Annotated in this window: 24 protein-coding genes; 13 read left to right on the top strand and 11 right to left on the bottom strand. The window is 75.0% G+C overall.

Translation table 11 applies throughout. From position 1 onward, the window contains the following. The first annotated feature begins 29 nt into the window (after nt 1-29). The 4 genes from MODMU_RS06565 (at nt 30) to MODMU_RS06550 (ending at nt 4,295) form a co-directional block, all read left to right on the top strand. A complete protein-coding gene (locus MODMU_RS06565) occupies nt 30-569 on the top strand; it encodes a GNAT family N-acetyltransferase (RefSeq protein ID WP_014739416.1) in 540 nt (179 codons plus the stop codon). A gap of 31 nt (nt 570-600) precedes the next feature. Further along, a complete protein-coding gene (locus MODMU_RS06560; RefSeq protein ID WP_014739415.1) occupies nt 601-1,650 on the top strand; it encodes a winged helix DNA-binding domain-containing protein in 1,050 nt (349 codons plus the stop codon). Between the two features lie 36 nt (nt 1,651-1,686). After that, entirely contained in the window at nt 1,687-2,658 is a 972-nt protein-coding gene (locus MODMU_RS06555; protein ID WP_014739414.1) for an aldo/keto reductase, read from the top strand. 77 nt (nt 2,659-2,735) lie between these two features. Further along, a complete protein-coding gene (locus MODMU_RS06550; RefSeq protein ID WP_014739413.1) occupies nt 2,736-4,295 on the top strand; it encodes an FUSC family protein in 1,560 nt (519 codons plus the stop codon). A gap of 2 nt (nt 4,296-4,297) precedes the next feature. On the opposite strand, the gene MODMU_RS06545 is transcribed toward MODMU_RS06550, so the two are convergent. Beyond that, nucleotides 4,298-5,230, bottom strand: coding sequence for an SDR family NAD(P)-dependent oxidoreductase (locus MODMU_RS06545; protein ID WP_197537392.1), 933 nt, complete (start codon nt 5,228-5,230; stop codon nt 4,298-4,300). Beyond that, nucleotides 5,134-5,580, bottom strand: coding sequence for a nitroreductase family deazaflavin-dependent oxidoreductase (locus MODMU_RS06540; RefSeq protein ID WP_014739411.1), 447 nt, complete (start codon nt 5,578-5,580; stop codon nt 5,134-5,136). The genes MODMU_RS06545 and MODMU_RS06540 overlap by 97 nt, the downstream gene beginning before the upstream one ends. A gap of 112 nt (nt 5,581-5,692) precedes the next feature. Between MODMU_RS06540 and MODMU_RS06535 the strand changes: the two genes are divergently transcribed. The 3 genes from MODMU_RS06535 to MODMU_RS06525 are packed head-to-tail and all read left to right on the top strand — an operon-like array spanning nt 5,693 to nt 7,945. Further along, nucleotides 5,693-6,328: an SIMPL domain-containing protein gene (locus MODMU_RS06535; protein ID WP_014739410.1), complete on the top strand. Its 636-nt coding sequence runs from the start codon at nt 5,693-5,695 to the stop codon at nt 6,326-6,328. Continuing rightward, nucleotides 6,325-7,236: a KPN_02809 family neutral zinc metallopeptidase gene (gene ypfJ / locus MODMU_RS06530; protein WP_014739409.1), complete on the top strand. Its 912-nt coding sequence runs from the start codon at nt 6,325-6,327 to the stop codon at nt 7,234-7,236. The genes MODMU_RS06535 and ypfJ overlap by 4 nt, the downstream gene beginning before the upstream one ends. A 43-nt stretch (nt 7,237-7,279) precedes the next feature. Next, complete coding sequence (locus MODMU_RS06525; RefSeq protein ID WP_014739408.1) at nt 7,280-7,945, top strand: NADPH-dependent F420 reductase; 666 nt, start codon at nt 7,280-7,282, stop codon at nt 7,943-7,945. A 21-nt stretch (nt 7,946-7,966) separates the two neighbouring features. Here MODMU_RS06525 and MODMU_RS06520 read toward each other — a convergent pair whose 3' ends face one another. Beyond that, on the bottom strand, nt 7,967-8,830 hold the full coding sequence (locus MODMU_RS06520) for a siderophore-interacting protein (protein WP_231851775.1): 864 nt from the start codon (nt 8,828-8,830) through the stop codon (nt 7,967-7,969). Nucleotides 8,831-9,187: 357 nt separating this feature from the next. Between MODMU_RS06520 and MODMU_RS26800 the strand changes: the two genes are divergently transcribed. From MODMU_RS26800 to MODMU_RS06505, 3 genes are read left to right on the top strand one after another with little or no spacing between them, the layout of a single operon-like run. After that, nucleotides 9,188-10,003, top strand: a complete 816-nt coding sequence (locus MODMU_RS26800; protein ID WP_014739406.1) for a hypothetical protein — start codon at nt 9,188-9,190, stop codon at nt 10,001-10,003. Continuing rightward, complete coding sequence (locus MODMU_RS06510) at nt 10,000-10,578, top strand: phage holin family protein (RefSeq protein WP_014739405.1); 579 nt, start codon at nt 10,000-10,002, stop codon at nt 10,576-10,578. Before MODMU_RS26800 ends, MODMU_RS06510 begins: the two co-directional genes overlap by 4 nt. An 18-nt stretch (nt 10,579-10,596) precedes the next feature. Next, the gene (locus MODMU_RS06505; RefSeq protein ID WP_014739404.1) at nt 10,597-11,262 is read left to right on the top strand and encodes a DUF3618 domain-containing protein; all 666 of its coding nucleotides are present in this window, start codon (nt 10,597-10,599) and stop codon (nt 11,260-11,262) included. 61 nt (nt 11,263-11,323) lie between these two features. On the opposite strand, the gene MODMU_RS06500 is transcribed toward MODMU_RS06505, so the two are convergent. From MODMU_RS06500 to MODMU_RS06485, 4 genes are all read right to left on the bottom strand, one after another. Further along, nucleotides 11,324-12,502, bottom strand: coding sequence for an acyl-CoA dehydrogenase family protein (locus tag MODMU_RS06500; protein WP_014739403.1), 1,179 nt, complete (start codon nt 12,500-12,502; stop codon nt 11,324-11,326). An 89-nt stretch (nt 12,503-12,591) separates the two neighbouring features. Continuing rightward, entirely contained in the window at nt 12,592-13,197 is a 606-nt protein-coding gene (locus MODMU_RS06495; protein ID WP_014739402.1) for a TMEM175 family protein, read from the bottom strand. A gap of 58 nt (nt 13,198-13,255) precedes the next feature. Next, on the bottom strand, nt 13,256-13,774 hold the full coding sequence (locus tag MODMU_RS26795; RefSeq protein ID WP_014739401.1) for an SAM-dependent methyltransferase: 519 nt from the start codon (nt 13,772-13,774) through the stop codon (nt 13,256-13,258). Next, nucleotides 13,775-14,557 (bottom strand): isocitrate lyase/PEP mutase family protein, encoded by a 783-nt coding sequence (locus tag MODMU_RS06485; protein WP_014739400.1) that lies wholly within the window; start codon nt 14,555-14,557, stop codon nt 13,775-13,777. It lies immediately after the preceding gene. A 176-nt stretch (nt 14,558-14,733) separates the two neighbouring features. On the opposite strand from MODMU_RS06485, the gene MODMU_RS06480 reads away from it, so the two are divergent. Beyond that, nucleotides 14,734-15,975, top strand: a complete 1,242-nt coding sequence (locus MODMU_RS06480) for a DUF2786 domain-containing protein (RefSeq protein WP_166503417.1) — start codon at nt 14,734-14,736, stop codon at nt 15,973-15,975. A gap of 63 nt (nt 15,976-16,038) precedes the next feature. Here MODMU_RS06480 and MODMU_RS06475 read toward each other — a convergent pair whose 3' ends face one another. Continuing rightward, entirely contained in the window at nt 16,039-16,179 is a 141-nt protein-coding gene (locus tag MODMU_RS06475) for a hypothetical protein (protein ID WP_231851774.1), read from the bottom strand. Nucleotides 16,180-16,314: 135 nt separating this feature from the next. Continuing rightward, a complete protein-coding gene (locus tag MODMU_RS06470) occupies nt 16,315-16,911 on the bottom strand; it encodes a TetR/AcrR family transcriptional regulator (RefSeq protein WP_014739397.1) in 597 nt (198 codons plus the stop codon). A gap of 78 nt (nt 16,912-16,989) precedes the next feature. On the opposite strand from MODMU_RS06470, the gene MODMU_RS06465 reads away from it, so the two are divergent. Beyond that, nucleotides 16,990-18,561 carry a DHA2 family efflux MFS transporter permease subunit gene (locus MODMU_RS06465; protein ID WP_014739396.1) on the top strand — a complete coding sequence of 524 codons (1,572 nt, stop codon included), beginning with the start codon at nt 16,990-16,992 and terminating at the stop codon, nt 18,559-18,561. 60 nt (nt 18,562-18,621) lie between these two features. On the opposite strand, the gene MODMU_RS06460 is transcribed toward MODMU_RS06465, so the two are convergent. Then, complete coding sequence (locus MODMU_RS06460; RefSeq protein ID WP_014739395.1) at nt 18,622-20,178, bottom strand: APC family permease; 1,557 nt, start codon at nt 20,176-20,178, stop codon at nt 18,622-18,624. Nucleotides 20,179-20,245: 67 nt separating this feature from the next. After that, nucleotides 20,246-21,019, bottom strand: coding sequence for a meso-2,3-butanediol dehydrogenase (gene budC, locus MODMU_RS06455; protein WP_014739394.1), 774 nt, complete (start codon nt 21,017-21,019; stop codon nt 20,246-20,248). 130 nt (nt 21,020-21,149) lie between these two features. Here budC and MODMU_RS06450 point away from each other — a divergent pair, with 130 nt between their 5' ends. Next, nucleotides 21,150-22,679 carry an MFS transporter gene (locus MODMU_RS06450; protein WP_014739393.1) on the top strand — a complete coding sequence of 510 codons (1,530 nt, stop codon included), beginning with the start codon at nt 21,150-21,152 and terminating at the stop codon, nt 22,677-22,679. Nucleotides 22,680-22,713 lie beyond the last annotated feature (34 nt).

The following is a 22,713-nucleotide window of genomic DNA, read 5'->3' as shown; positions in this document are numbered from 1 at the left end:
GCGCGGTGACAGTGCTGCAGGGTGGGGAGGTGTCCGTCCCCGCGACGATCCGGCTGGTCCCGTTCGAGCCCGAGCACCTGCCGCGGGTGCTCCCCTGGTTCGACCACCCCGAGGTGCGACGCCGGCTGGGCGGGCGCTCCTGGCCGGCGCGCGAGCTGGCCCTGCGCAACGCCGCGCACGGTGAGGAGTTCCGCGGTCGCCGGGTGCTGCGCTCGCACACCTTCCTGGCCCTGGACGGCGAGGGCGCCCCGGTCGCGCAGGTCGGCGGGGACGTCTACGACCGCTGGACGCTGTGGGACCCGGCCACCGAGCGGGTGACCTGGACGGACGAGCGCCGCACCACGGGCGCCGCGTACGTCGTCGACCCGCAGCGGTGGGGCCGCGGCTTCGGCCGGGCCACGCTGCGCGCCTTCGTCGGCGCGCCCGAGCTGGCCGACGTCGAGCAGTTCGTGCTGGGCATCGAGCCGGACAACGCAGCCAGCCTCGGGGCGGCCCGGGCCGCCGGCTTCACGCCGCTCACGACCGAGCCGGACGCCGAGGACATGCTCTACCTGCACCTGCTGCGTTGATCCTGTCGCACCCGGCTGCCACGGTGGGGCCGTGCAGGAGCTGTCGATGCTGCGGATGGCCGCCCAGCGGCTGGTCGGGCCCCGGCCGGCGAGCCCGGCCGACGCGGTCCGCTGGCTGACCGCCGTCCAGGCGCAGGACCTGCCCGGGGCGCTCATGTCGGTGGCCCTGCGCACCGACGGCGGCACCCGGGCCGCCGTCACCGCCGCGCTCGACGCCGGCGAGGTCGTCCGCTCCTGGCCGATGCGCGGCACGCTGCACCTCACCGCCGCCGAGGACCTGCCCTGGATGCTGGAACTGCTCGGCCCCAGGGTGCTGGCCGGGGCGGCCGGCCGACGGGCCACCGTGGGGCTGACCGACGACGACGTCGCGCGGGCCGGGGAGGTCGCGCTGGCCGCACTGAGCGGCGGCCGCCGGCTGGGCCGCGCCGAGCTGGTCGCCGCGCTCGCGGCGGGCGGGGTGCCCACCGAGGGCCAGCGCGGCTACCACCTGCTGTGGTGGCTCGCCCAGTCCGGGCTGACCTGCCTCGGTCCGACCGCCGGCGGCGACCAGCAGTTCGTCCTGCTCGACGAGTGGGTGCCGGCCCCGCGCCGGCTGGAGCGCGACGAGGCGCTGGGCGAGCTCGCGCTGCGGTTCTTCGCCTCGCACGGCCCGGCCACCGTCAAGGACCTGGTCCGCTGGGCCGGGGTGCTGGTCCGCGACGTCAAGGCCGGCCTCGCGGTCGCCGGCGACCGGCTCACCCGGGTCGACGTCGACGGCACCGAGCACTGGATGGACCCGGCCACCCCCGACCGGCTGGCCGCCGCCCGGGCCGAGGCCGAGGACGTGCTGCTGCTGCCCGGCTTCGACGAGCTGGTGCTCGGCTACCTCGACCGCAGCTGCACCGTGCCGGCCGGGTTCGCCGACCGGATCGTGCCCGGCGGCAACGGCATGTTCCGGGCCACCGCGGTGTCCGCGGGCACCGCGGTCGGCGTCTGGCGGGCCGGCCGGGGCAGGGCGCGCGCGCTCGAGCTGGAGCCCTTCGCCGAGCTCTCCGCCGAGGTGCGCAGCCGGATCGAGGAGCGCTACGCCGCACTGCCCTGAGGTTGCGCGGGGCAACGGCGGGGAGGGGGTCCGGCCATGGAGTACACGCGTCTGGGCAGCACCGGCCTGCAGGTCTCGCGCATCTGCCTGGGGATGATGAGCTTCGGCGACCCCGAGCGGGGCGGCCACCCGTGGAGCCTCCCCGAGGAGCAGAGCCGCGTGGTCATCGAGAAGGCGCTGGCCGCCGGGATCACCTTCTTCGACACCGCGAACGTCTACTCGGCCGGCTCCAGCGAGGAGATCACCGGCCGTGCCCTGAAGGACTTCGCCGACCGCGAGGACGTCGTCCTGGCCACCAAGGTGCACGGCCGGATGCGGCCGGGCCCGAACGGCGCCGGGCTGTTCCGCAAGGCCGTCCTGGCCGAGCTGGACGCCAGCCTGCGGCGGCTGGGCACCGACTACGTCGACCTCTACCAGGTCCACCGCTGGGACCCGCACACCCCGATCGAGGAGACGCTCGAGGCGCTGGACGCGTGCGTCCGCTCGGGCAAGGTCCGCTACCTGGGCGCCTCCAGCATGTGGGCCTGGCAGTTCAGCAAGGCGCTGCACCGGGCCGGCGAGCACGGCTGGCACCGGTTCGTCTCCATGCAGGACCACTACAACCTGCTCCACCGGGAGGAGGAGCGGGAGATGCTGCCGCTGTGCGCCGACGAGGGCATCGGCGTCATCCCGTGGAGCCCGCTCGCCCGCGGCCGGCTGACCCGCGACTGGGACGACAGCACCGCCCGGTCGGCGACCGACGAGTTCGGCAGCAGGCTCTACGCCGACGGCGACCGGGCGATCGTCGACCGGGTGGCCGAGGTCGCCGCGGCGCGCGGGGTGCCGCGCGCGCAGGTGGCGCTCGCCTGGCTGCTGAGCAAGCCGGTCGTCACCGCGCCGATCGTCGGGGTGACCGAGGACCGGCAGCTCGACGACGCGGTGGCCGCCGTCGACCTGCACCTGAGCGCCGAGGGGATCGCGCGGCTGGAGGAGCCCTACACGCCGCATGCGGTGGTCGGCTTCTCCTGAGCGGAAGAGGTGGGTGACCCATCTCGCCCGCCGGCAGTGACCTCCGTCGACGACGCGGCACCGGTCGGGAGGAGACGATGGCAGCCGTGCCCGGCCTCCTCGCCCCGCTGCGCTGGGCGGCGCCGCACGTCCTCGGCCCGCGGCTGCCCGCGCCGGCGGCGCTGTGGGCCGCCCACGGACGGCGGGCGCTGTCCGCGTCGGTCTGCGTCACCGCACCGCTGGCCCTGTTCGTGCTGCTCGACCGCGCCGACCTGGGTGCGGCCGCGGCGCTGGGCGGCTTCACCGCCGTCTACGGTCACGCGCTCCCCTACCGGCGGCGGTCGGTGGTCTCCGCCGGCGTCGGCGCCGCGCTGGTCGCGTCGGTCGCCGTCGGTGGGCTCGCCGGGCCGCACCCGTTCCTGCTCGCCGCCGTCCTCGGCCTGCTCGGCGCGGCCGCGACGGCGGCCACCGCGGTGTGGCAGGTCGGCCCGCCCGGCCCGCTGATGGCCGTGCTGGTCGGCGGCAGCGCCAGCGCGCTGGGCTCCTCCCCCGACCTGGTCGGGCAGCACGTCGCGGCCGCCGCCGGGTCGGCGGCGTTCGCCTGGCTGGTGGTCATGGCGGCGTGGGCGTGGGACCCCGCCGGTCCCGAGCGGCGCGCGGTCGCCGCCGCGGAGGGTGCGGTCGCCGGGGCCGAGCGGAGCGGGCTGCGGGACACCCGCCCGGACGGCGTCGCCCGGGCCGTCCGGCTCGCCCACCAGGCGGTGGCCGGTGGCAGCCGGCGGCGCCCGTCGCTGCGGCCGCGGCTGGAGGAGGTCGAGACCCGCTTCCTGCGGGCGCTCCCCACCACCGCCCCGCCCGCGCGGGCCGACCACCGCACGGCACCGGCCCCGGGCCGGGGGCACACCCCGCTGTGGCTGCCCACCGCCGTCCGCATCGGCGCGGGTGCCTGGGCAGCGGGGTCGCTGGCCGCCGCGCTCGGCCTGCACAGCCCGTACTGGGCCGCGACCGCCGCCGTCGCCGTGCTGCTGGGCACCGACGCCCGGCACACCCGGGCCCGCGCCCTGCACCGGGTGACCGGCACCCTGCTGGGGACGGCGGGGACCGCGCTGCTGTTCTGGCTGGACCTCCCCGTCGGGGTCACCGTCGCCCTCATCGGGGTCCTGCTCGTCGGCGTCGAGCTGCTGGTGGTCAGCCAGTACGTGCTGGCCGTCTCGCTGATCACGCCGGTCTCGCTGTCGCTGGTGCACCTCGGCGCGGGCAGCCCGCCCGGTGCGGACCTGATCGCCGTCCGGCTGGGGGAGACGCTCGTCGGCATCGTGGTCGGGCTCGCCGCCGGCCTGCTGCTCCTGCCGCACCCCGGCAGCCGCCGGCTGCCCGCGGCGGTCGAGGCCACCGTGGCGCGGGCGCTGGCCGCGGTCGCGGCAGCACCCGGCGGCCCGGCGGACGCGGCCCTGCGGGACAGCCTGGTCGCCCAGCACGAGGTGGCCACGGCGACCCGCGCGGAGCTGTTCGCGGCGCCGGGTGCGGACCTGCAGCTGCGCCGCTCCCGGCAGGTGGCCGACCTGGGGTGGGCGCTGCTGGGGGCCCGCGCCCGGGACGAGGACGTGCTCGCCGCCTGGGTGGCCGCCCGGATCAGCCAGGACCTCGCGCCCCGCTGAGCTCAGCCGGGCAGCCCGACCAGCCGGGCGGAGAGCTCCCACAGCTCGCGGGCCCGGACGGCGTCCCGGGCCGAGGGCAGGGTCAGCGTGGGTGACCGGTTGGCGTGCAGCCGGCCGTTGCGCCAGCCGTCGTCCGCCGTCGCCAGCCAGACGAGGGTGTCCGCACCCTGCGCGGGGGTGCGCAGCACCGCGACCAGCGGCGTCCGGAACACCAGCCCGGTGGCCCCGCCCGCCGCGCGCCCGAAGCCGGTGGCGACCGCGCCGGGGTCGAAGCAGGTGGCGGTCACCCCGGGCGCCCACCGGCGGGCGAGCTCCGCGGTGAACAGGACGTTGCACCACTTGGCCCGGGCGTAGGCACGGGTCGCCACGTACGGGCCGCGCGGGTCGGCGAGCCCGGCGAGGTGCCCGCGGCGGACCTGCCCGGCCCAGTGCACGAACGACGACGTGGTCACCACCCGCCCCCGGGCGGCCCGCAGCGGCTCCTCGAGCAGCCGGGTGAGCAGGTAGGGCGCCAGGTGGTCGACCTGGAAGGTCTGCTCGTACCCGTCGACGGTCACCGCGCGCCGCGCGAACGACGCCCCGGCGTTGCCGGCCAGCACGTCGATCGACCGGAACCGGTCGCGCAGGTCGGCGGCCAGCCGTCGGACGTCGTCCAGCCGGGCGAAGTCGGCGGTCAGCGCGACCGAGCCGGGCAGCTCCGCGGCGACGGCGGCGGTCTTCTCCATCGAGCGGCCGACCACGACCACCTGCGCCCCGCCGCGGTGCAGCCGCCGGGCCGCCGCTGCCCCGATGCCGTCGCTGGCACCGGTGACGACGACGACCGGCGCGCGGCCCGGCGTCAGCTGGTCGGCTCGACGAGGACGATCGGGATCTTCCGATCGGTCTTCTGCTGGTAGTCGGCGTAGTCGCGGTAGGCGGCGACGGCGCGCTCCCACCACTGGTCGTACTCCGCGCCCTCGACCTCGCGGGCCACGCCGTCGCGGACCCGGTCGCCGTCCTGCACGGTGACCTGGTCGGGGTGGGCCTTGAGGTTGAAGTACCAGGTCGGGTGCTTCGGGGCGCCGCCCTGCGAGGCGACCATGGCGTAGACGCCGTCGTGCTCGACCCTCATCAGCGGGTTCTTGCGGACCTTGCCGCTCTTCGCGCCGCGGGTGGTGAAGACGACGACCGGCTCGGGCCGGCCGGGCAGCGTGTTGCCCTCCCGGCCGCCGGTGCGCTCGTACAGCTCCACCTGGTCGCGGACCCACTTCTCCGGACTGGGCTCGTACTCACCTTCCAGGGGCATGCGCCGACCCTAGGACGCCGACCGCCGGGCCGCCGTCCGGGTGCGCCGCCGCCCGCGGACCGGCAGAGTGCTCCGAGCGGTCCGGGCGGAGGTCCCGGCGCGGAGGGGAGCGATGACCGAGAGCCCGCGCGTGGTCGTGCGTGGCGAGGCCGTCGCCGAGGTGCTCCCCGACGCCGCCGACCTCGTGGTGACCATCGAGGTCCGGGACCGGCGCCGGGACCGGGCGCTGGCCACCCTCGCCGGCCGCCAGCAGGAGCTCACCGCGCTGCTGGACGCCCACCCGGAGGGCCTGGGCAGCGTCGCCACCGATGCGGTGTCGGTGTTCGACGAGGCCCCCGACGGCGCCCGCGGCGGCTCGGTGGTCACCGCGACCACCCGGGTGCAGGTCGACGACGTCGCCGCCGCCGGCCGGCTGGCCGTCGCGGTGGCCGGGCTCGCGGACACCTCGCTGCACGGGCCGCACTGGCGGGTCTCCCGCGGGCACCCCGTCCACGACCAGGTGCGCGCCGACGCGGTCGCCGACGCCCTCGCCCGGGCGCGCGGCTACGCCGCCGCGCTCGGCGCCGGCCTCACCGGGCTGGTCGAGCTCCGCGACGCCGGCACCGGCGGCGGTGGCCGGCTCGCCAAGGCGTCCCTCGCGATGCCGGCGCCGCAGCTGGAGCTGCAGCCGGGCCCCGTCGAGGTGCACGGCTCGGTCGAGATGACCTTCACGATGTCCCCACCCGACCAGGAGGTCTACGCACGATGAGGTTCCGGGAGAGCGGCCGGTTGGACACCTCCGGCGTGCAGGACCGCCGCGGCGCGGGCGGCGGGCGGGGGCTGGCCGTCGGCGGCGGCGGGCTCGGGCTGGTGGGGCTGGTCGTCGTCGTCCTGTTCCAGGTCCTCGGCGGGGGCGGCGGCGGTGGCGGCGCGGCCGCGACCAGCGTGCTTCAGGGGCTCGGCTCGGGGCAGACCGCCGACAACGGCGCGCTCGAGCAGTCCTGCGACGAGGTCGCCGACGCCAACACCTCCGTCGACTGCGCCGTCGCCGCCGACATCGACTCGATCCAGGACTACTGGGGGCAGACCCTCGGCGGCAGCTACCGGCCGGCCGACACGGTCTTCTTCTCCGGCTCGGTGCAGACCGGCTGCGGCGGCGCGACGAGCGGGTCCGGGCCGTTCTACTGCCCGGCCGACCAGCTGGTCTACATCGACCTGTCGTTCTTCGACGACCTGCAGACCCGCTTCGGCGCCGAGGGCGGGGCCTTCGTCAACGCGTACGTGATCGCCCACGAGTACGGCCACCACGTGCAGAACCTGCTCGGCACCAACCAGCAGGTCGACCCGCGCGAGTCCGGGCCGACCAGCGGCAGCGTGCGGCTGGAGCTGCAGGCCGACTGCTACGCCGGCACCTGGGCCAACCACGCCGAGACGGTGCCCGACGAGACCGGTCAGCCGCTCATCGTCGACATCACCGACGACGACATCTCGCGGGCGCTGGACACCGCCGGGCGGATCGGCGACGACTTCATCCAGGAGAACCTGGGCAGCGGGACCGTCGACGAGGGCTCCTTCACGCACGGCTCGTCGGAGCAGCGGCAGCGCTGGTTCAGCACCGGGTACAGCACCGGCGACCCGAACCAGTGCGACACCTTCGGCACCGACGACCTGGGCTGACCGGGACGGAAGAAAGGCCGGTCGTCCCCGGTTCGCAGCGACCATGACGACCCTCGGACTCATCGGTGCCGGACACATCGGCACAGCCCTCGCCCAGGCAGCCCTCGACGCCGGCCACGACGTCGTGCTCAGCAACTCCCGCGGTCCGGAGACCCTCGCCGACCTGGTCAGCGCGCTCGAGCAGCGGCCGGGGCGCCGGGGTCAGGTCCGCGCGGACACCGCCGCCGGTGCGGCGGCCGCCGCCGACCTCGCCGTCGTCACGATCCCGCTGTCGGCGGTGCCCGCCGTCCCGGTGGAGCCGCTGGCCGGCAAGGTCGTGATCGACACGAACAACTACTACCCGCAGCGCGACGGGCAGATCGCCGAGCTGGACGACGAGACGACGACCACGGCCGAGCTGCTGCAGGCCCACCTGCCCACCTCCCGGGTGGTCAAGGCGTTCAACCACATCGGCGCCGCGGACATCACCGCCGACGGCTCCCCCGCCGGCACCCCGCACCGCCGGGCCCTGGTCGTGGCCGGCGACGACGCGGCGGCCAAGCAGCAGGTGTCCGCCTTCATCGACGCGATCGGCTTCGACGTCGTCGACCTCGGGCCGCTGGCCGAGGGCTGGCGGATCCAGCGGGACACCCCCGGCTACGGCCCCCGGCTGGACGCCGAGGGCCTGCGCGCCGCCACCGCCGCCGCCGTCCGCTACCGCGACATGTGACCGCCGGGCCTCGCCGCCGGCTCAGCCGGCGGCGAGGCCCTGCTCGGCCGCCTCGACCTCGGCGTTCCACGCCCGCTTGCCGGCCTGCCAGCCGTCCTCGTCGTCCCCGCGGCGCCAGTACCCGGAGATCGAGGTGAACGCCGGGTCCAGGCCCCGCTCGGCGCGCAGGTGCAGCCGGAGGTCCTTCACCAGGCCGGCCTCGCCGTGCACGAACACGTGCCCGGTGCCGGCCGGCAGCTGCACGGCCCTGACCGCGGAGGCCAGCGCCTCCCCCGGCACGCCGTCGCCGCGGTGCACCCAGACCACCGAGACGCCCTCGCCCAGGACGAGGTCGGTCTGCTGCTCGGTCGGGTCGGCCACCTCCACGAACACCAGGGCCGGTGCACCGGCCGGCAGCCGGGTCAGCGCCGCACCGATCGCCGGCAGCGCGCTCTCGTCGCCGACCAGCAGGTGCCAGTCCGCGTCCGGGCTCGGCGCGTAGCCGCCGCCGGGACCGAAGAACTGGATGCGGTCACCCGGTGCGGCCGACGCCGCCCACGGCCCGGCGAGCCCCTGGTCCCCGTGGTGCACGAAGTCGATGGTGAGCTCGCCGGCGGTCGGGTCCCAGGAGCGCACCGTGTAGGTGCGCGTGACCGGCCACTGCTCGGCCGGGAGCTCGGCGCGCAGCTCCTCCACGTCGAACGGCGCGGTGTAGGGGGCGCCCGGCGGCGGGAACAGGAGCTTGACGTAGTGGTCGGTGAACTCACCCGCCGGGAAGCCGGCCAGGCCCTCGCCGCCGAGGACGACGCGGATCATGTGCGGCGTCACCCGCGAGGTGCGCAGCACCTCCCCGACGCGCGCCACGCGGGGGCGCCGGGCGCCCCCGCCCCTGGTCGGTCCGCTCACGGGTCCTCCTCGTCGTAGGCAAGGCTTGCCTTGGTCGAGGCTACCCGGCCCGGCCGGCGGACCCGGCCGGACGGTGGTGATCCAGAAAAGTGATCTAGCCGGTTTACGTCGTAGTCGCCCGCGGGTACCTGGTCGATCAACGGAACGGCGTCCCACCGAGGCCAGGTGGGATCCCCCGAGTGTCACGACTGGGCACCGCGAGGCGCCCGTACGCCGTCCCGCGTCCCGGCACCACCTGAACCGGCACTCATCCGCCGGCGACGGCGTGTGCCCTCGAGCGGGCGTGGTCGGCCAGGGCACGGACGCCCAGAGCACCAGCACTGACCAGGTACAGCCCACGCACGACGAGGAGGAACGATGACCCACTCCATCGACACCCCGACGCAGTCACCGCAGAGCGGAGCGACTCCCGTGTCCGGCAGCCCCAGCACCAGCGACGTCGCCAAGGACCAGGCCGGCAACGTCGCCTCGACCGCCGCCCAGGCCGGCAGCCAGGTCGCCTCGACCGCCGCCGACCAGGCCAAGCAGGTCACGCAGGAGACCAAGCGGCAGGCCCAGGACCTGATCGCGCAGGGCCGCTCGCAGCTGCAGGACCAGGCCCGCAACGGCCAGCAGCGGGCCGGCGAGGGCCTGTCCGGCATCGCCCAGCAGCTGCGCACCATGGTCGAGGGCGGTGGCGAGACGCCGTCCGGCCCCGCCGCCGACCTGGTCCGCCAGGCCGGGGACAAGATCGAGGAGCTCGCGAGCTGGGTCCAGAACCGCGAGCCCGGTGAGCTCGTCGACGAGGTCCGCGCCTTCGCCCGCCGCAAGCCCGGCGTCTTCCTGCTCGGTGCCGCCGTCGCCGGCGTGCTCGCCGGCCGGCTGACCACCGGCGTGGTCGCCGCGCACAAGGACGCCGCCCCCTCCGGCAGCGGCAACCAGCAGCTCACCGGCACGGGCTCGCCCTACGCCACCCAGAGCTACGCGACCGACACGAACTACATCGCCGACACCCCGGCGACCGGGTACGCCAGCACCGGCTACGAGGCCGGCACCACCGGCTACGCCACCACCGGCACCGCCGGCTCGGTCCCGCCGCCGCCGTACGGCACCCCGGAGGGCACCACGCTCCCGTCCACCACGGCCGGCTGGGACGACCCGGCGACCCGCACCCCCGGGTCGGGCCAGCTGTGAGCACTCCCTACCAGAGCGGCGGACTGCCGCAGCAGGACCTCGGCTACGGCGAGAGCGGCGCGTCGTCGTACACCCCGCCCGCAGCCGACGGCTACGACTACGGCAACACCGCGCAGCCGATGACCGAGGAGGGGCACCCGGACGTCGAGGGCACCTCGGTCGGCCAGCTGATCGGCGACGTCACCCGTGACCTGTCGACCCTGATGCGCCAGGAGCTGGAGCTGGCCAAGGCCGAGCTCCGCGCCGACGCCAACAAGGCGACGGGCGAGGTCAAGGCGCAGGCCTCGAAGGCCGGGAAGGGCGCCGGCATGCTCGCCGGCGCCGGCTACGGCGGCCACATGCTCGCGCTCTTCCTCAGCCTGGCGCTGATGTGGGCCCTGGGCAGCGCGATGCCCCTCGGCTGGGCCGCGCTCATCGTCGCCGTCGTCTGGGGCGTCATCGCCGCGATCCTGTTCGTGACGGGTCGCAAGCAGCTCAAGACGATCGACTTCTCGGGGCTGAAGAACATCAACCCCAAGCCGGAGCAGACCGTGGAGACCCTCCAGCAGGTCCCCGGCGCCCTCAAGCCCCACTGACCCGGAACGGAGACCGACATGACCAGCAGTGACCCGGACGTGATCCGCCGCCAGATCGAGGACACCCGCGCCAACCTCAGCTACGAGGTCGACGCGCTGAACGAGAAGGTCAACCCGACCCGCGTGGTGGACCGCCGCGTCGGCCGGGCCAAGAGCAGCGTCGCCGGCCTGAAGGACAGGGTGTTCGGCGCCGCCCACGACAAGGGAGCGCAGATGGGCAACACGACCTCGAACGTGACCGGCTCCGCCCAGCACGCCGCCTCCTCCGCGGCCGGCAGCGTGCAGAACGCCGCCTCCTCCGCGGTGGGTGCCGTGCAGTCCGCTCCCGACACCCTCCAGCGCCAGGCGCAGGGCAACCCGCTGGCCGCGGGCCTCATCGCCTTCGGCGTCGGCTGGCTCGTCTCCTCGCTGCTGCCCACCAGCGAGAAGGAGAAGCAGCTCGCCTCGCAGGCGGAGACCGCGGTCAAGGAGCACTCGCAGCCGCTGGTCGACCAGGCCAAGAACGTCGCGCAGGAGATCGGCGACAACCTGAAGCCGGCCGCCCAGGACGCCGTCCAGTCGGTCAAGGAGACCGCGCAGGACGGTGTGCAGACGGTCAAGGCCGAGGGCCAGTCCGCCGCCTCGGACGTCCAGGGCACCGCCCAGGACGCCAAGCAGACGGTCCAGGGGCACGCGCAGTCCTGATCCGCTGACACGTACGACGGCCCCCGGTGCAGCTGCACCGGGGGCCGTCGTACGTCCGGGGTCAGACGAAGGCGCTCAGACCGGTGATCGAGCGGCCGACGATGAGCGTGTTCATCTGCCGGGTGCCCTCGTAGGAGTAGAGCGCCTCGGCGTCGGCGAAGAACCGGATCACGTCGTTCTCCAGCACGATGCCGTTGCCGCCGAACAGCTCGCGGGCCCACGCGACGGTCTCCCGCCCGCGGGCGGTCACGTAGCTCTTGGCCAGCGCCGCCTGGTCGTCGCGCAGCGCGTCGACCTCCTGCAGCTGGGAGACCCGCACCGTCATGCCGAGGCTGGCGGTGACGTTGCCCAGCATCCGGGCCAGCAGGTCCTGGATCAGCTGGAAGCTGCCGATCGGCTTGCCGAACTGCTCGCGCTCCTTGGCGTAGGCCAGCGCGACCTCGTAGGCGCCGAGCTGGCAGCCGACGCCGCTCCAGGCGACCCCTCCGCGGGTCACCTTGAGGACCTTGTTGACGTCCTTGAAGGTGTTGCCGTCCTCGAGCTTGTTCTCCGCGGGGATCCGGCAGTCGGTGAACGTCAGGTCGGCGTTCTGCACGGTGCGCAGCGAGAACTTGTCCTCGATCTTCGTGGCGACGAAGCCGGGCGTGCCCTTCTCCACGACGAAGGTCTTGACCTGGTCGTCGTCCACGTCGCGGGCGAAGACCACCACGACGTCGGCGAAGGTGCCGTTGCCGATCCAGCGCTTGGCGCCGTCGAGCACCCAGGAGTCGCCGTCCCGGCGTGCGGTGGTGCGCATCCCGCGGGCGACGTCGGAACCGCCCTCGGGCTCGGTCAGCCCGAAGGCGCCGATGGTCTGCATCCGCATCATCGACGGGATCCAGCGCTGCCGCTGCTCCTTGGAGCCGAGGACCATGATGGAGCCCATCGCCAGGCCCTGGTGCACACCGATGAAGGTGGCCATCGACGGGTCGACCCGGGAGAGCTCGAGGGCCTGGAAGCCGGTGAACAGGCGGGACGCGCGGGGGCGGCCGTCCCAGTCGTAGGCGCGGCCGACGATGTCGGCCTCGGCGAACTTCGGGATGAGGTCGTGCGGGAACTCGGCGGCCGCCCAGGCGGCGTTGACGCGGGGCTTGACCTCCGACTCAAGGAACTCCCGGAGGGCCACCAGTTCCTTCTGCTCGTCGTCGGGGAGCAACGACTGGAAACCGAAGAAGTCGGCGGGCAGGAGCAGATCGGTCATGGCAGCGGTGCCTTCTCTCTCGTCGACGTCGACGTGCTGCCCCGATGCTCCGCCCGATCCGCCGGGTCAGCCACCGAGAGTGGTGCTGGTCACCCCGGCAGTCGCACGCGGCGGACGATCCGTTCGGCCGGGCCGCTGAGGAACAGCAGGAACAGCGCGAAGAAGTTGACCGACCGGAACACGGTGCCCACCACCAGGGCGAGCCCCAGCAGCCCGGTGAGGACGGCGGACGGCGCCACGTGGACGTCCGCGGCCGGGACGCCGTGCCGGCGCAGCGGCGCCCGCCGGCGGAGGAGCGCCACCAGCACCGTGGTCGCGGCGGAGCTCGCCAGGATCGTGCCGATGTACAGGCCCACCGACAGCCGGTCGGTGCCGAACTCGGCGATCACCTCAGTGGCGAAGGGCAGCAGCACGATGGTGAACGCCCAGCACAGGTTCACCCGGAGGAAGGCGTCGTCGTACGCGCCGACGAGCTCGACGATCCGGTGGTGGGCCAGCCACAGCCGGGCGATCACCACGAAGCTCAGCGCGAAGGCACCGAACTGCCCGACCTCGTCGGCCAGGACGGCGCCGAGGTCCTCGTCGCGGCCCGCGGCCAGCACCTCGATCAGCGGCAGCACCAGCAGGGTGATCGCGATGGCGACCACGGCGTCGAGGAAGGTGACCAGGCGGTCGAGGCCGCGCTCGCTGCGCACCCGCGCAGGCTAGGCGGTCCCGCCGCCCGGTGCGGCCGGGCTGAGCCGTACCCGCTGCTCACCGCCGGAGCTCGACGGCGATCGAGGGCCGCGGTGGGGTGTCACCGCGGTGGTGCGCGGTGACCCGGAGCCCGTGCGGAGCCGCGAGTGCGGCGACGCGCGCGACGCGGTCCTCGGCCTGCCCGGGCCGGAGCGGCTGGTCGACGAGCAGGAAGCGGCCACCCTCGGTGAGCACCTGCCGGACGACGCCGTACCCGTCCGCCGGCGGGCGCCAGAACGCCCCGACGTGCACGGCGACGACCAGGTCGGCCCAGCCGACGTCCAGCCCGGCGTCCAGCAGCTCCGCGGTGCGCACGGCCACGGTCCCCCGGGCGACCGCGGCGGCGTTCCGCCGTGCCGCCGCGGCCGTCATGGTGGCGGAGCGGTCCAGCCCTAGGACCTGGCCGGTGGTCAGCCGGTCGGCGAGCAGCGAGAGCAGCACGCCGTGCCCGCAGCCGACCTCCAGCACGCGGTCACCCGGCCGCGGGGCGGCCAGCTCGGCCGCCCACGCCAGCCGGGGAGAGACCCCGGCGGCCACCTAGTTCAGCGGGCGGGTGCCCTCGGGGAGCGTGCCCCCGGCGACCATCTCGGTCACCGCGTCCTGCAGCGCGGTCAGCGCGACCCGCTGGGTGAACGGCCCGGTGGACACCCGGGCGACGCCGAGCTCCTGCAGCTCGCGGGCCGGCAACGACGCACCGGGGACGCTGATCAGGGTCAGCCTGCCGCGGCCCAGGCCCTCGACGACGGCGGCGATCTCCTCGCGGTCGACCAGCCGCGGCACGAAGACCACCGGGGCCCCGGCCTCGAGGAACGCCTGCCCCCGCCGGACGGCCTCGGCGACCAGCTCGCCGCGGTCGGCGTCGGGTGCGGCCTTCACGAAGGCGTCGGTGCGCGCGTTGAGCACGAAGTCGATGCCGGCGTCCCGGCCGGCGCGCACCACGGCCTCGACCGCGGCGACGGCCTCGTCCAGCGGCTTCATCTGGTCCTCCAGGTTGCCGCCGACGACGCCCACCTCGATCGCCCGCCGGACGGTCTCCCCCGCGTCGCCGTAGCCGGCCTCGAGGTCCATGCTCACCGGGACGTCGACCGCCGCCACGATCCGGCCGACCATGTCCAGGTGCAGCTCCAGCGGGATGTTCTCGCCGTCCTCGTAGCCGAACGTCGCCGCGATCGAGTGGCTCGCCGTGGCCAGCGCCCGCACCCCCGGCGTGCCGGCGACCACGGTGGCGGAGACGACGTCCCAGACGTTGGTCAGGGTGAGGATCTCCGGCGCGGTGTGCAGGTCGAGCAGGGTCCGGGCGCGGGTCGCGAGGTCAGCCATGCCGGTCAACGTAGCCACCCGTCGACAGGTCGACACGTCGACCGGGCCGACCGTGCGCGGCGGTGAGGGTAGGGCCGCACGGCGGGTCGTGCGCGCCGCCGTCCACACCGGACGGCGTCGTCCCCAGCTGCCCCCCGGGCCTCGGTGCGCCGCCCGGTCCACGGCACGCTGACCGGGTGACCCCGAGGAGCGCCCCGACCGTGGACGACGTGCTGCGCCTGCTGATGGCCGGTGCCCGACTGGCCGCCCAGCCCGGCGTGACCGGGCAGGAGCTGGACCGGGTGGTCGACCGGCTGCTGCTCCGCGACCCGGCGGTCGACTCGCACGGGCACGCCCAGGAGGTGCTGCTCGAGCTGCTCCCGGTCCTCTGGGAGGGCGGCTGGCAACCGGCGGACCTCACCCACGTGGTGCGGCGGAAGGTCAGCGCCCGGGCGGGCCGGCTCGTCGGCGCGGTGATCACCGGACAGGCCGCCGCAGCCGACGCGGCCGGGCGGGCGCCCCGCGCCTGGACGGCGCAGCTGGCCGAGCTGGACGGCCCGGCGCGCACCGTGGCCGGCTGGTGGCGGGCGGAGCAGATCGCCCCGGCCGCGGCCTGGCGGGACGTGCTGCGGGTGGTCGGGCTGCTGCGCGGCCTCCCCCGGCTGGAGCAGCTGCTGCCCCCGCCCTCGGGCTGGTCGGCGGCGGTGCTCGCCGACAGCGGCTGGGAGGAGGCCGTCGACGCCCGAGCGCTCAGCCGCATCCGAGGGCTGCTGGCGAAGGCCGAGTCGACCGAGTTCGAGGCCGAGGCCGAGTCGCTGACGGCCAAGGCGCAGGAGCTGATGGCCCGGCACGCGATCGACACCGCGATGCTCGGCCGGCGCGCGGGTGCACCGGCGGGCGCGGGGCAGGTCCAGGCCCGCCGGCTGCACCTCGACGACCCGCACGCGGAGGCGAAGGCGGCGATCGTCCAGGCGGCCGGGTCGGCGAACGGGGTGCGGGTGGTGCTCCTGCCGGCGTTCGGCATCGCCACGCTGGTCGGGATGCCCGGCGACCTGGACGTGGTGGACCTGCTGGTCACCTCGCTGCTGCTGCAGTCCGGTCGGGCACTGGCCGACGCGGTGCCGCTGGCCGGGCCGCGCGGCCGGTCGACGGCCTACCGGCGCGGCTTCCTCTACTCCTACGCGCAGCGGATCGAGGAGCGGCTGACCGCGGCGCGGGACTCCGCGCGGCGGGAGGCCACCGCCACCTACGGCAGCGACCTGGCCCCGGTGCTGGCCGGCCGCCAGGCGGCGGTGGACCGGGCGGTGGAGGAGCTGTTCCCCTCGGTGCGCCGCCGCAGCGGCCGCACCGTGGACCCGGCCGGCTGGCACGCCGGCCGGCGAGCAGCCGACGCCGCCGACCTCGGCACCTCACGCAGCGCCCCGCTCAGCAGCGGGTGACGGCCCCCGTGCAGGGTCCCGCCGCGAGCCTGCGAGTGGCGGGGGGCACGGGGGGTCCTTCGTCTACAGCAGGACGTCGAAGGTCGTCCCGAGGTCGCGGATGAGCATCCCGTGGGAGGTCAGGTCGGCGGCCGTGGTCAGCCAACCGGCCACGAACAACAACGCGTCGGCGGAGGTGTCGTCCAGCGACGCGGTCGTCGCCACGGTCCCCGCCTGAGCCACTGCACTGCACGCCAAGGTCAACATGACCGGCCCCTTTCGTCTGTGCAGGGGTCGGCACGCGGGAGCGGCCGCTGGAGCTCCACGTCGCCGGGGAGCTCCCGGCCTCACCCCTCCGGGTCAGCCGAGCCCGTCGAGGAGCATCCGGAGCAGCGCCTCGTAGCTGGCGGCCGGGTCCGCGGTCCGGCCGAGGTGGGCCAGCTCCAGGGAGACGGCGCCGTGCACGGAGCTCCAGATCAGCTGCGCGGTGCCCACCGGGTCACCGGGTCGCAGCACGCCGCGGTCCACGGCGTAGCCCACCCGGTCGACCAGCGCCTGGAACGCCGCACCGGCGCGGTCCACCAGCTCCTCGGTCGGGACCGCCGCCGCCCAGCCGGCCCCGAACATCGCGGCGTAGTGCTGGGGGTGGTCCAGCGCGAACCTGCGGTAGTTCCGGCCGCACGTGAGCAACCGCTCGACCGGGTCGGCGTCGTCGGCCGCGGCCGTGGCGGCCCGCAGCCCCTCGAAGCCGCGGGCGAGCACCGCGGCGACCAGCCCGTCCTTGCTGCCGAACCGGTTGTAGACGCCCATCGGGGCCACCGCGGCCTCGGCGGCGACCGCCCGCACGGTCAGGCCGCCGAGCCCGTCGCGCACCAGCACCCGCTCAGCGGCGTCGACCAGGGCCTGCTCGACCGCCCGGCTCGGCGTCCGGCCACCGCCGGCGCTGACATCTGTCACGACCTCATCCTGCCTCGTTGACCGCAGTAGAACAACGTTCTACGGTCATGGCACAACGTTCTACACCAGGAGGTCGTCGTGACCACTCCCCCCGCCCCGCCCGCCACCCGCCGGTGGTGGGTGCTGCTCGTGCTCTGCCTGTCCGTGCTGCTCGTCAGCGTGGACAACACGATCGTCAACGTCGCGCTCCCGACCATCGGCCGCGAGCTCGCGGCGACCACCAGCGACCTGCAGTGGGTGGTCGACGGCTACACCCTCGCCTTCGCCGCCCTGCTCCTGCTCGGCGGCGCCCTCGGCGACCGCTACGGCCGCCGCCGGCTGCTGGAGACCGGCCTGGTGCTCTTCGCCGCGACCTCCGCGCTGGCGGCGCTGGCCGACAGCACCGGCGAGCTGATCGCCGCCCGGGTGGCCATGGGCGTCGCCGCCGCTGCCGTCTACCCGGCCACCCTCGCGCTGCTGGTGACCACGTTCACCGACCGGCGCGAGCGCGCCACCGCCATCGGCGTGTGGTCGGCGGTCACCGGGCTGTCGGTCGCCATCGGGCCGGTCACCGGTGGGTTCCTGCTCGAGCACTTCTCCTGGGGCTCGGTCTTCCTGGTCAACCTGCCGCTGGCCGCCGTCGCCGTCGCCGCCGGCCGGCTGCTGCTCACCGAGTCCGCCGACCCCCGACCGCGCCGGTTCGACCTGGTCGGCGCCGGCCTGTCCGTCGCCGCGATCGGCCTGCTCGTCGTCACCACCATCGAGGCGCCGGGCAACGGCTGGGGCTCCGCGGCCACCGTCGCCGGCTACCTGGGCGCCGCGGTGGCGCTGGCGGGCTTCGTCGGCTGGGAGCTGCGCCGCCCCGAGCCGATGCTCGACGTCCGGCTGTTCACCGACCCGCGGGTCTCGGTCGGCAGCGGGGCGATCGCGCTGGCGTTCTTCAGCCTCTTCGGCTTCATCTTCCTGATCACCCAGTACTTCCAGGCCGTCCGCGGCTACGACACCCTCACCGCGGGCCTCGCCACCCTGCCGTTCGCGGTGGTCATCGGGGCGGTGAGCCCGCTGGCGATCCTGGCCATGCGGGCGCTGGGCACCAAGCTCGTGGTCGCCGCCGGGCTGCTGACCATGGCCGCCGGGTTCGCCGTGGCCGCCGGCAGCTCGCTGGAGTCGGACTACTGGGGCCGCATCGTCACCGCGATGGTGCTGATGGCCGCCGGGCTGGGGCTGGTGACCAGCCCGGCCACCGAGGCGGTCATGGGCGCGCTGCGCAGCGAGCAGGCCGGTGCCGGCTCGGCGGTCAACGACACCGTCCGGGAGGTGGGCGGCACGCTCGGGGTCGCGGTCGTGGGCTCGGTGATGAGCACGGTCTACGGGCCCTCGGTGGTCGACGCGCTCACCGGCGCCGGCGCTCCGGCCCCGGTGGCCGAGGGAGCGGCGGACTCGGTGTTCGCCGGCCTCGCGGTGGCCGGCCAGCTGCCCGACGGCGCGGCCGTGGCCGTGCAGCAGGCCTTCCTCGACGGTGTCTCCGCCGGCTCCTGGGTGGCCGCCGCGGCGAGCGCGGCCGGGGCGGTCGTCGCGCTGGCGTTCCTCCCCGCCCAGCACCGCGTCCCCGACCCCGACCCCGACCCCGCGCGTGGACCTGCCCCGGCGCCCGCGGCAGTGATCAGGTGACCTGATCGAAGGGCGTCCTCCCGCAGCAACGCTGGTGCGGGAGGACGGCCGGTGAGTACGTCAGGCGCGGGGGTCGGTGCCCGTCACCGAGTCCAGCAGGTCGTCGGTGCCGCGCAGCATCGTCCGCCCGCGGAAGAAGGCCGGCGCCACCCGGGCGTAGACGACCATCAGCAGCACCCCGAGCAGCAGGGCGCCGACGCCGATGACGAACACCCCGCCCACGCCGTGGAACACCGTCTCGCCGTACTCCGGGTCGGCGTACTCGACGCAGGCGAGCACGAAGACGGCGAGCATGAACAGCCCGCCCAGCAGCGGGAGCAGGAAGCGCATCAGCACGTCCCGCGGGCCGTGCAGCGACCGGCGGAACTCCCAGGCGCAGGCGAACCCGGTCAGCCCGTAGTAGAAGGCGATCAGCATCCCGGTCGCCGTGATCGAGTCGACCAGCACGTTCTCGCTCACCAGGGTGAGGCCGACGTAGAAGGCGATGGAGACCGCGCCCATCCAGACCGTGGAGACCGTCGGCGTCAGGTACCGCGGGTGGATCCGGGCGAAGGACCGCGGCAGCGCGCCGTAGGCGGCCATCGACAGCGAGCCCCGGGCGGTGGGCAGGATCGTGGTCTGGGTGCAGGCCGCCGACGAGGTGAGCACCGAGACGATCAGCAGCGCCTCGAACACGCGCCCGAAGACGTCGTCACCGAAGACCGTCGTCCCCAGGGCGTTGAACACGTCCTCGGCGTTGGCCTCGTTGCCCAGCCCGATCCCCTCGGTGCCGACCCCGGCGAAGGCGACCGTCGCGATCGACACGACCGTGTAGATGCCGACCAGCAGGACGGTGGAGATGATCGCCGCCCGCCCCGGCGAGCGGGTGGGGTCGGCGGTCTCCTCGTTCACCGCGACCGCGGAGTCCCAGCCCCAGTAGATGAAGATCGCCAGCAGCACGGCCTCGGTGAGCGAGGCCCAGCTGAGGCCCGAGGGCCACAGCCAGGACAGCGACGGCGTGAGGGCGCCCGCGGGTGCGGTGCCGGCGTAGACCTTGACCAGCGCGTAGGTGGCGAACGCCACCAGGACGACGACCTCCACGGCCAGCAGCACGTTCTGCACCCGCGCGGTCGGCTCGATGCCCCGGTAGCAGATCCAGGTCATCAGCGCGATCCAGCCGACCCCGGCGACCGTCGTCCAGAGCGTGCTCTCGGCGAGGGAGTCCAGCCCGACCAGCCGGTACCCGTAGGAGCCGGCGACCTGGGCCAGGTTGGCCATCACGATGACGTCGGCGGCGATGATCCCCCAGCCGCCCATCCAGCCGGTGCGCGGACCGAAGGCGCGGGCCGCCCAGGTGAAGGTCGTCCCGCAGTCGGGCTCGCGCTTGTTCAGCTCCGAGTAGGCGACGGCGATCAGCCACATCGGCACGAAGGCCAGCAGCATGATCGCCGGCGCCTTGACCCCGACGGCGATGACGACGAACCCCAGGGTGGCGGCCAGCGCGTAGGCCGGCGCGGTGGAGGAGACGCCGAGCACGATCGAGGAGGCCAGCCCGAGGGCCCCGCTCTTCAGCCCCTTGTCGACGGCGGCGCCCTCGACCCGGGGAGGTGCCGCCGGCGCGGAGGAGGACCCCGTCATGCCGGGACGGTGCGCGCAGTCATGACACGCTTTATCGCACATCCCGCGTGCGCGCGGCGGGCCCGGGTCAGACGTGCGGCTGGCCGGTCGACGCGCTGGTCCCGCCGTCGACCGGCACGACCGCCCCGGTGACGTAGCCCGCGGCCTCGCTGGCCAGGAAGAGCACCACCGGCGCGACGTCCTCGGGCTCCCCCGGCCGGCCCAGCGCGATGCGGTTGACGAACGGCGCCAGGGACGCCTCGTCCCGGCCCATCCCCTCGGTGAGCTCGGTGAGGGTGAACGCCGGCGCCACCGCGTTCAGCCGCACCCCGCGGGCGCCCCAGTCCAGGGCGAGGGACCGGACGAAGTTGCTGATCGCGGCCTTCGTCGCGTTGTAGGCGGCCTGCCCCCAGTCGCCGCGCTCCCCGGAGACCGAGGACACCGCCACCAGGTTGCCCCCTGAGGTGGCCAGGTGCGGCAGCGTGGCCTTCGCCAGGTGGAAGAAGCCGTCGACGTTGGTGGCCCGCAGCCGCTCCCAGGCGTCGTCGGCCAGCTCGGTGAGCGGGCCGGACTCGTAGCCGGCCGCGTTGCTCACCACGACGTCGAGCCGGCCGAAGCGCTCGACCACGTCGGCCACCAGCCGGGTGACCTGCGCACCGTCGGAGACGTCCGCGGGCAGCGCCGCGGTGCGCTCGGCGGGGTGCCCGGCCAGCGCCTGCTCCAGCCGGTCGGGACGGCGGCCGCTGACCGCCACCGTCGCGCCCGCGTCGAGGAAGGCCCGGGTGATGGCGAGGCCGATGCCGCTGCCACCCCCGGTGACCAGGACGACGGAGCCGGTGAAGTCGAACGAGGAGGAGGCCATGGGCGTTCCTTCCCCCACCGGGAACAGGTCGACACCCGAGATGGTTGCGTGCACCGAGCAATGACCTCAGGCGTCCCCACGCCGGCGCGACGGTGCGCCTCTGACCTGCACACCTCGCCCAGGAGCCCCCGTGTCCCACCCCGCTCCACCCTCCGCCTCGGCCCTCCCCGGGACCGCCGACGCCAAGGCCACCGCCGCCGCCCAGGACGAGCGCGACCACAGCCGGCGCTGGTGGACCCTCGCCGCGCTCGGCCTCGCCCAGCTGATGGTCGTGCTGGACGCGACCATCGTGAACATCGCGCTGCCCAGCGCGCAGGCCGACCTCGGCTTCGACGACGCCGACCGGCAGTGGGTCGTCACCGCCTACGCGCTGGCCTTCGGCGGGCTGCTGCTGCTCGGCGGCCGGCTGGCCGACATGTTCGGCCGCCGCCGCACGCTGCTCGTCGGCCTGATCGGCTTCGCCCTGGCCTCCGCCCTCGGCGGCGCGGCCACCGGGTTCGGCACGCTGGTCGCCGCCCGCGCCGTCCAGGGCGTGTTCGGCGCGGTGCTCGCCCCCTCCGCGCTGTCGCTGCTGACCATCACGTTCAGCGACCCCAAGGAGCGCGGCAAGGCCTTCGGCATCTTCGGCGCCATCGCCGGCGCCGGTGCGGCCATCGGCCTGCTGCTGGGCGGCGTGCTCACCGAGTACGCCAGCTGGCGCTGGTGCCTCTACGTCAACATCCCGATCGCGCTGATCGCCGGTGCCGGCGCCGTGGTGTTCGTCCGCAAGGTCGCCCCGGCCGACGGCGTCCACCTGGACATCCCCGGCGTGGTCACCGCGGTGCTCGGCCTCGGGGGGCTGGTCTACGCCTTCGCCCGCGCCGAGACCGACGGCTGGGGCGACCCGGTCACGGTGGCGCTGATCGTCGTCTCGGTGCTGCTGCTGGTCGCCTTCGTCCTGCTGCAGGCCAAGGTCGCCCACCCGCTGCTGCCGCTGCGGGTGGTCCTGGACCGGCGCCGCGGTGGCGCCTACGTGGCCATCACGCTGGCCGCGATCGGCATGTTCGCCGTCTTCCTGTTCCTCACCTACTACCTGCAGCAGACCAAGGGCTTCAGCCCGCTGAAGAGCGGCGTCGCGTTCCTGCCGTTCGTGGCAGGCATCCTGACCAGCTCGACGGTCGTCGTCCCGCGGCTGCTGCCCAAGATCGGCCCGCGGTTCATCATCGCCACCGGCCAGCTGTTCGGCACGGCCGGGCTGCTCTACCTGTGGCGGCTCGAGGCCACCAGCGGCTACCTGGGACACGTGCTCCCGGCGCTGTTCGTGATGGGCCTGGGCATGGGCCTGATCTTCGCCTCGTGCTTCAACACCGCGACCTCGGGCACCCGGCCCGCGGACGCCGGTGTCGCCTCCGCGCTGGTCAACACCGGCCAGCAGGTCGGCGGGGCGCTGGGCACGGCGCTGCTGAACACCATCGCCGCCACGGTCACCGCCTCCTACGTGACCTCCCACCAGCAGTCGGCGTCGGTGCTCGCGGACGCCGCGGTCGCCGGTGAGACCCGGGCCTTCCTGGTCTCGGCCGGGGTCTTCGCCCTGGGCGCGGTGGTCAGCCTGGTGGTGCTCCCCAGCGGCCCGAACCCGGTGCCGCAGCGCGGTGCGCAGGTGCCCGCCGCCGGTCACTGACCCGCGTACGACGGCGCCGTCCCCGAGCCCGGGG

It is taken from the genome of Modestobacter italicus, assembly GCF_000306785.1.
GTDB lineage: Bacteria > Actinomycetota > Actinomycetes > Mycobacteriales > Geodermatophilaceae > Modestobacter > Modestobacter italicus.
Note: the sequence above shows the minus strand (reverse complement) of the source record. Positions and strands in the feature narration are given on the sequence as shown.

Coding starts and splice junctions, on each gene's coding strand:
- MODMU_RS06460 (WP_014739395.1), bottom strand. CDS start 20,178: ATGACGGGGTCCTCCTCCGCGCCGGCGGCACCTCCCCGGGTCGAGGGC.
- MODMU_RS06500 (WP_014739403.1), bottom strand. CDS start 12,502: ATGACCGATCTGCTCCTGCCCGCCGACTTCTTCGGTTTCCAGTCGTTG.
- MODMU_RS06550 (WP_014739413.1), top strand. CDS start 2,736: ATGGCAGCCGTGCCCGGCCTCCTCGCCCCGCTGCGCTGGGCGGCGCCG.
- budC (WP_014739394.1), bottom strand. CDS start 21,019: ATGGCCTCCTCCTCGTTCGACTTCACCGGCTCCGTCGTCCTGGTCACC.
- ypfJ (WP_014739409.1), top strand. CDS start 6,325: ATGAGGTTCCGGGAGAGCGGCCGGTTGGACACCTCCGGCGTGCAGGAC.
- MODMU_RS06505 (WP_014739404.1), top strand. CDS start 10,597: ATGACCAGCAGTGACCCGGACGTGATCCGCCGCCAGATCGAGGACACC.
- MODMU_RS06555 (WP_014739414.1), top strand. CDS start 1,687: ATGGAGTACACGCGTCTGGGCAGCACCGGCCTGCAGGTCTCGCGCATC.
- MODMU_RS26800 (WP_014739406.1), top strand. CDS start 9,188: ATGACCCACTCCATCGACACCCCGACGCAGTCACCGCAGAGCGGAGCG.
- MODMU_RS06540 (WP_014739411.1), bottom strand. CDS start 5,580: ATGCCCCTGGAAGGTGAGTACGAGCCCAGTCCGGAGAAGTGGGTCCGC.
- MODMU_RS06525 (WP_014739408.1), top strand. CDS start 7,280: ATGACGACCCTCGGACTCATCGGTGCCGGACACATCGGCACAGCCCTC.
- MODMU_RS06485 (WP_014739400.1), bottom strand. CDS start 14,557: ATGGCTGACCTCGCGACCCGCGCCCGGACCCTGCTCGACCTGCACACC.
- MODMU_RS06535 (WP_014739410.1), top strand. CDS start 5,693: ATGACCGAGAGCCCGCGCGTGGTCGTGCGTGGCGAGGCCGTCGCCGAG.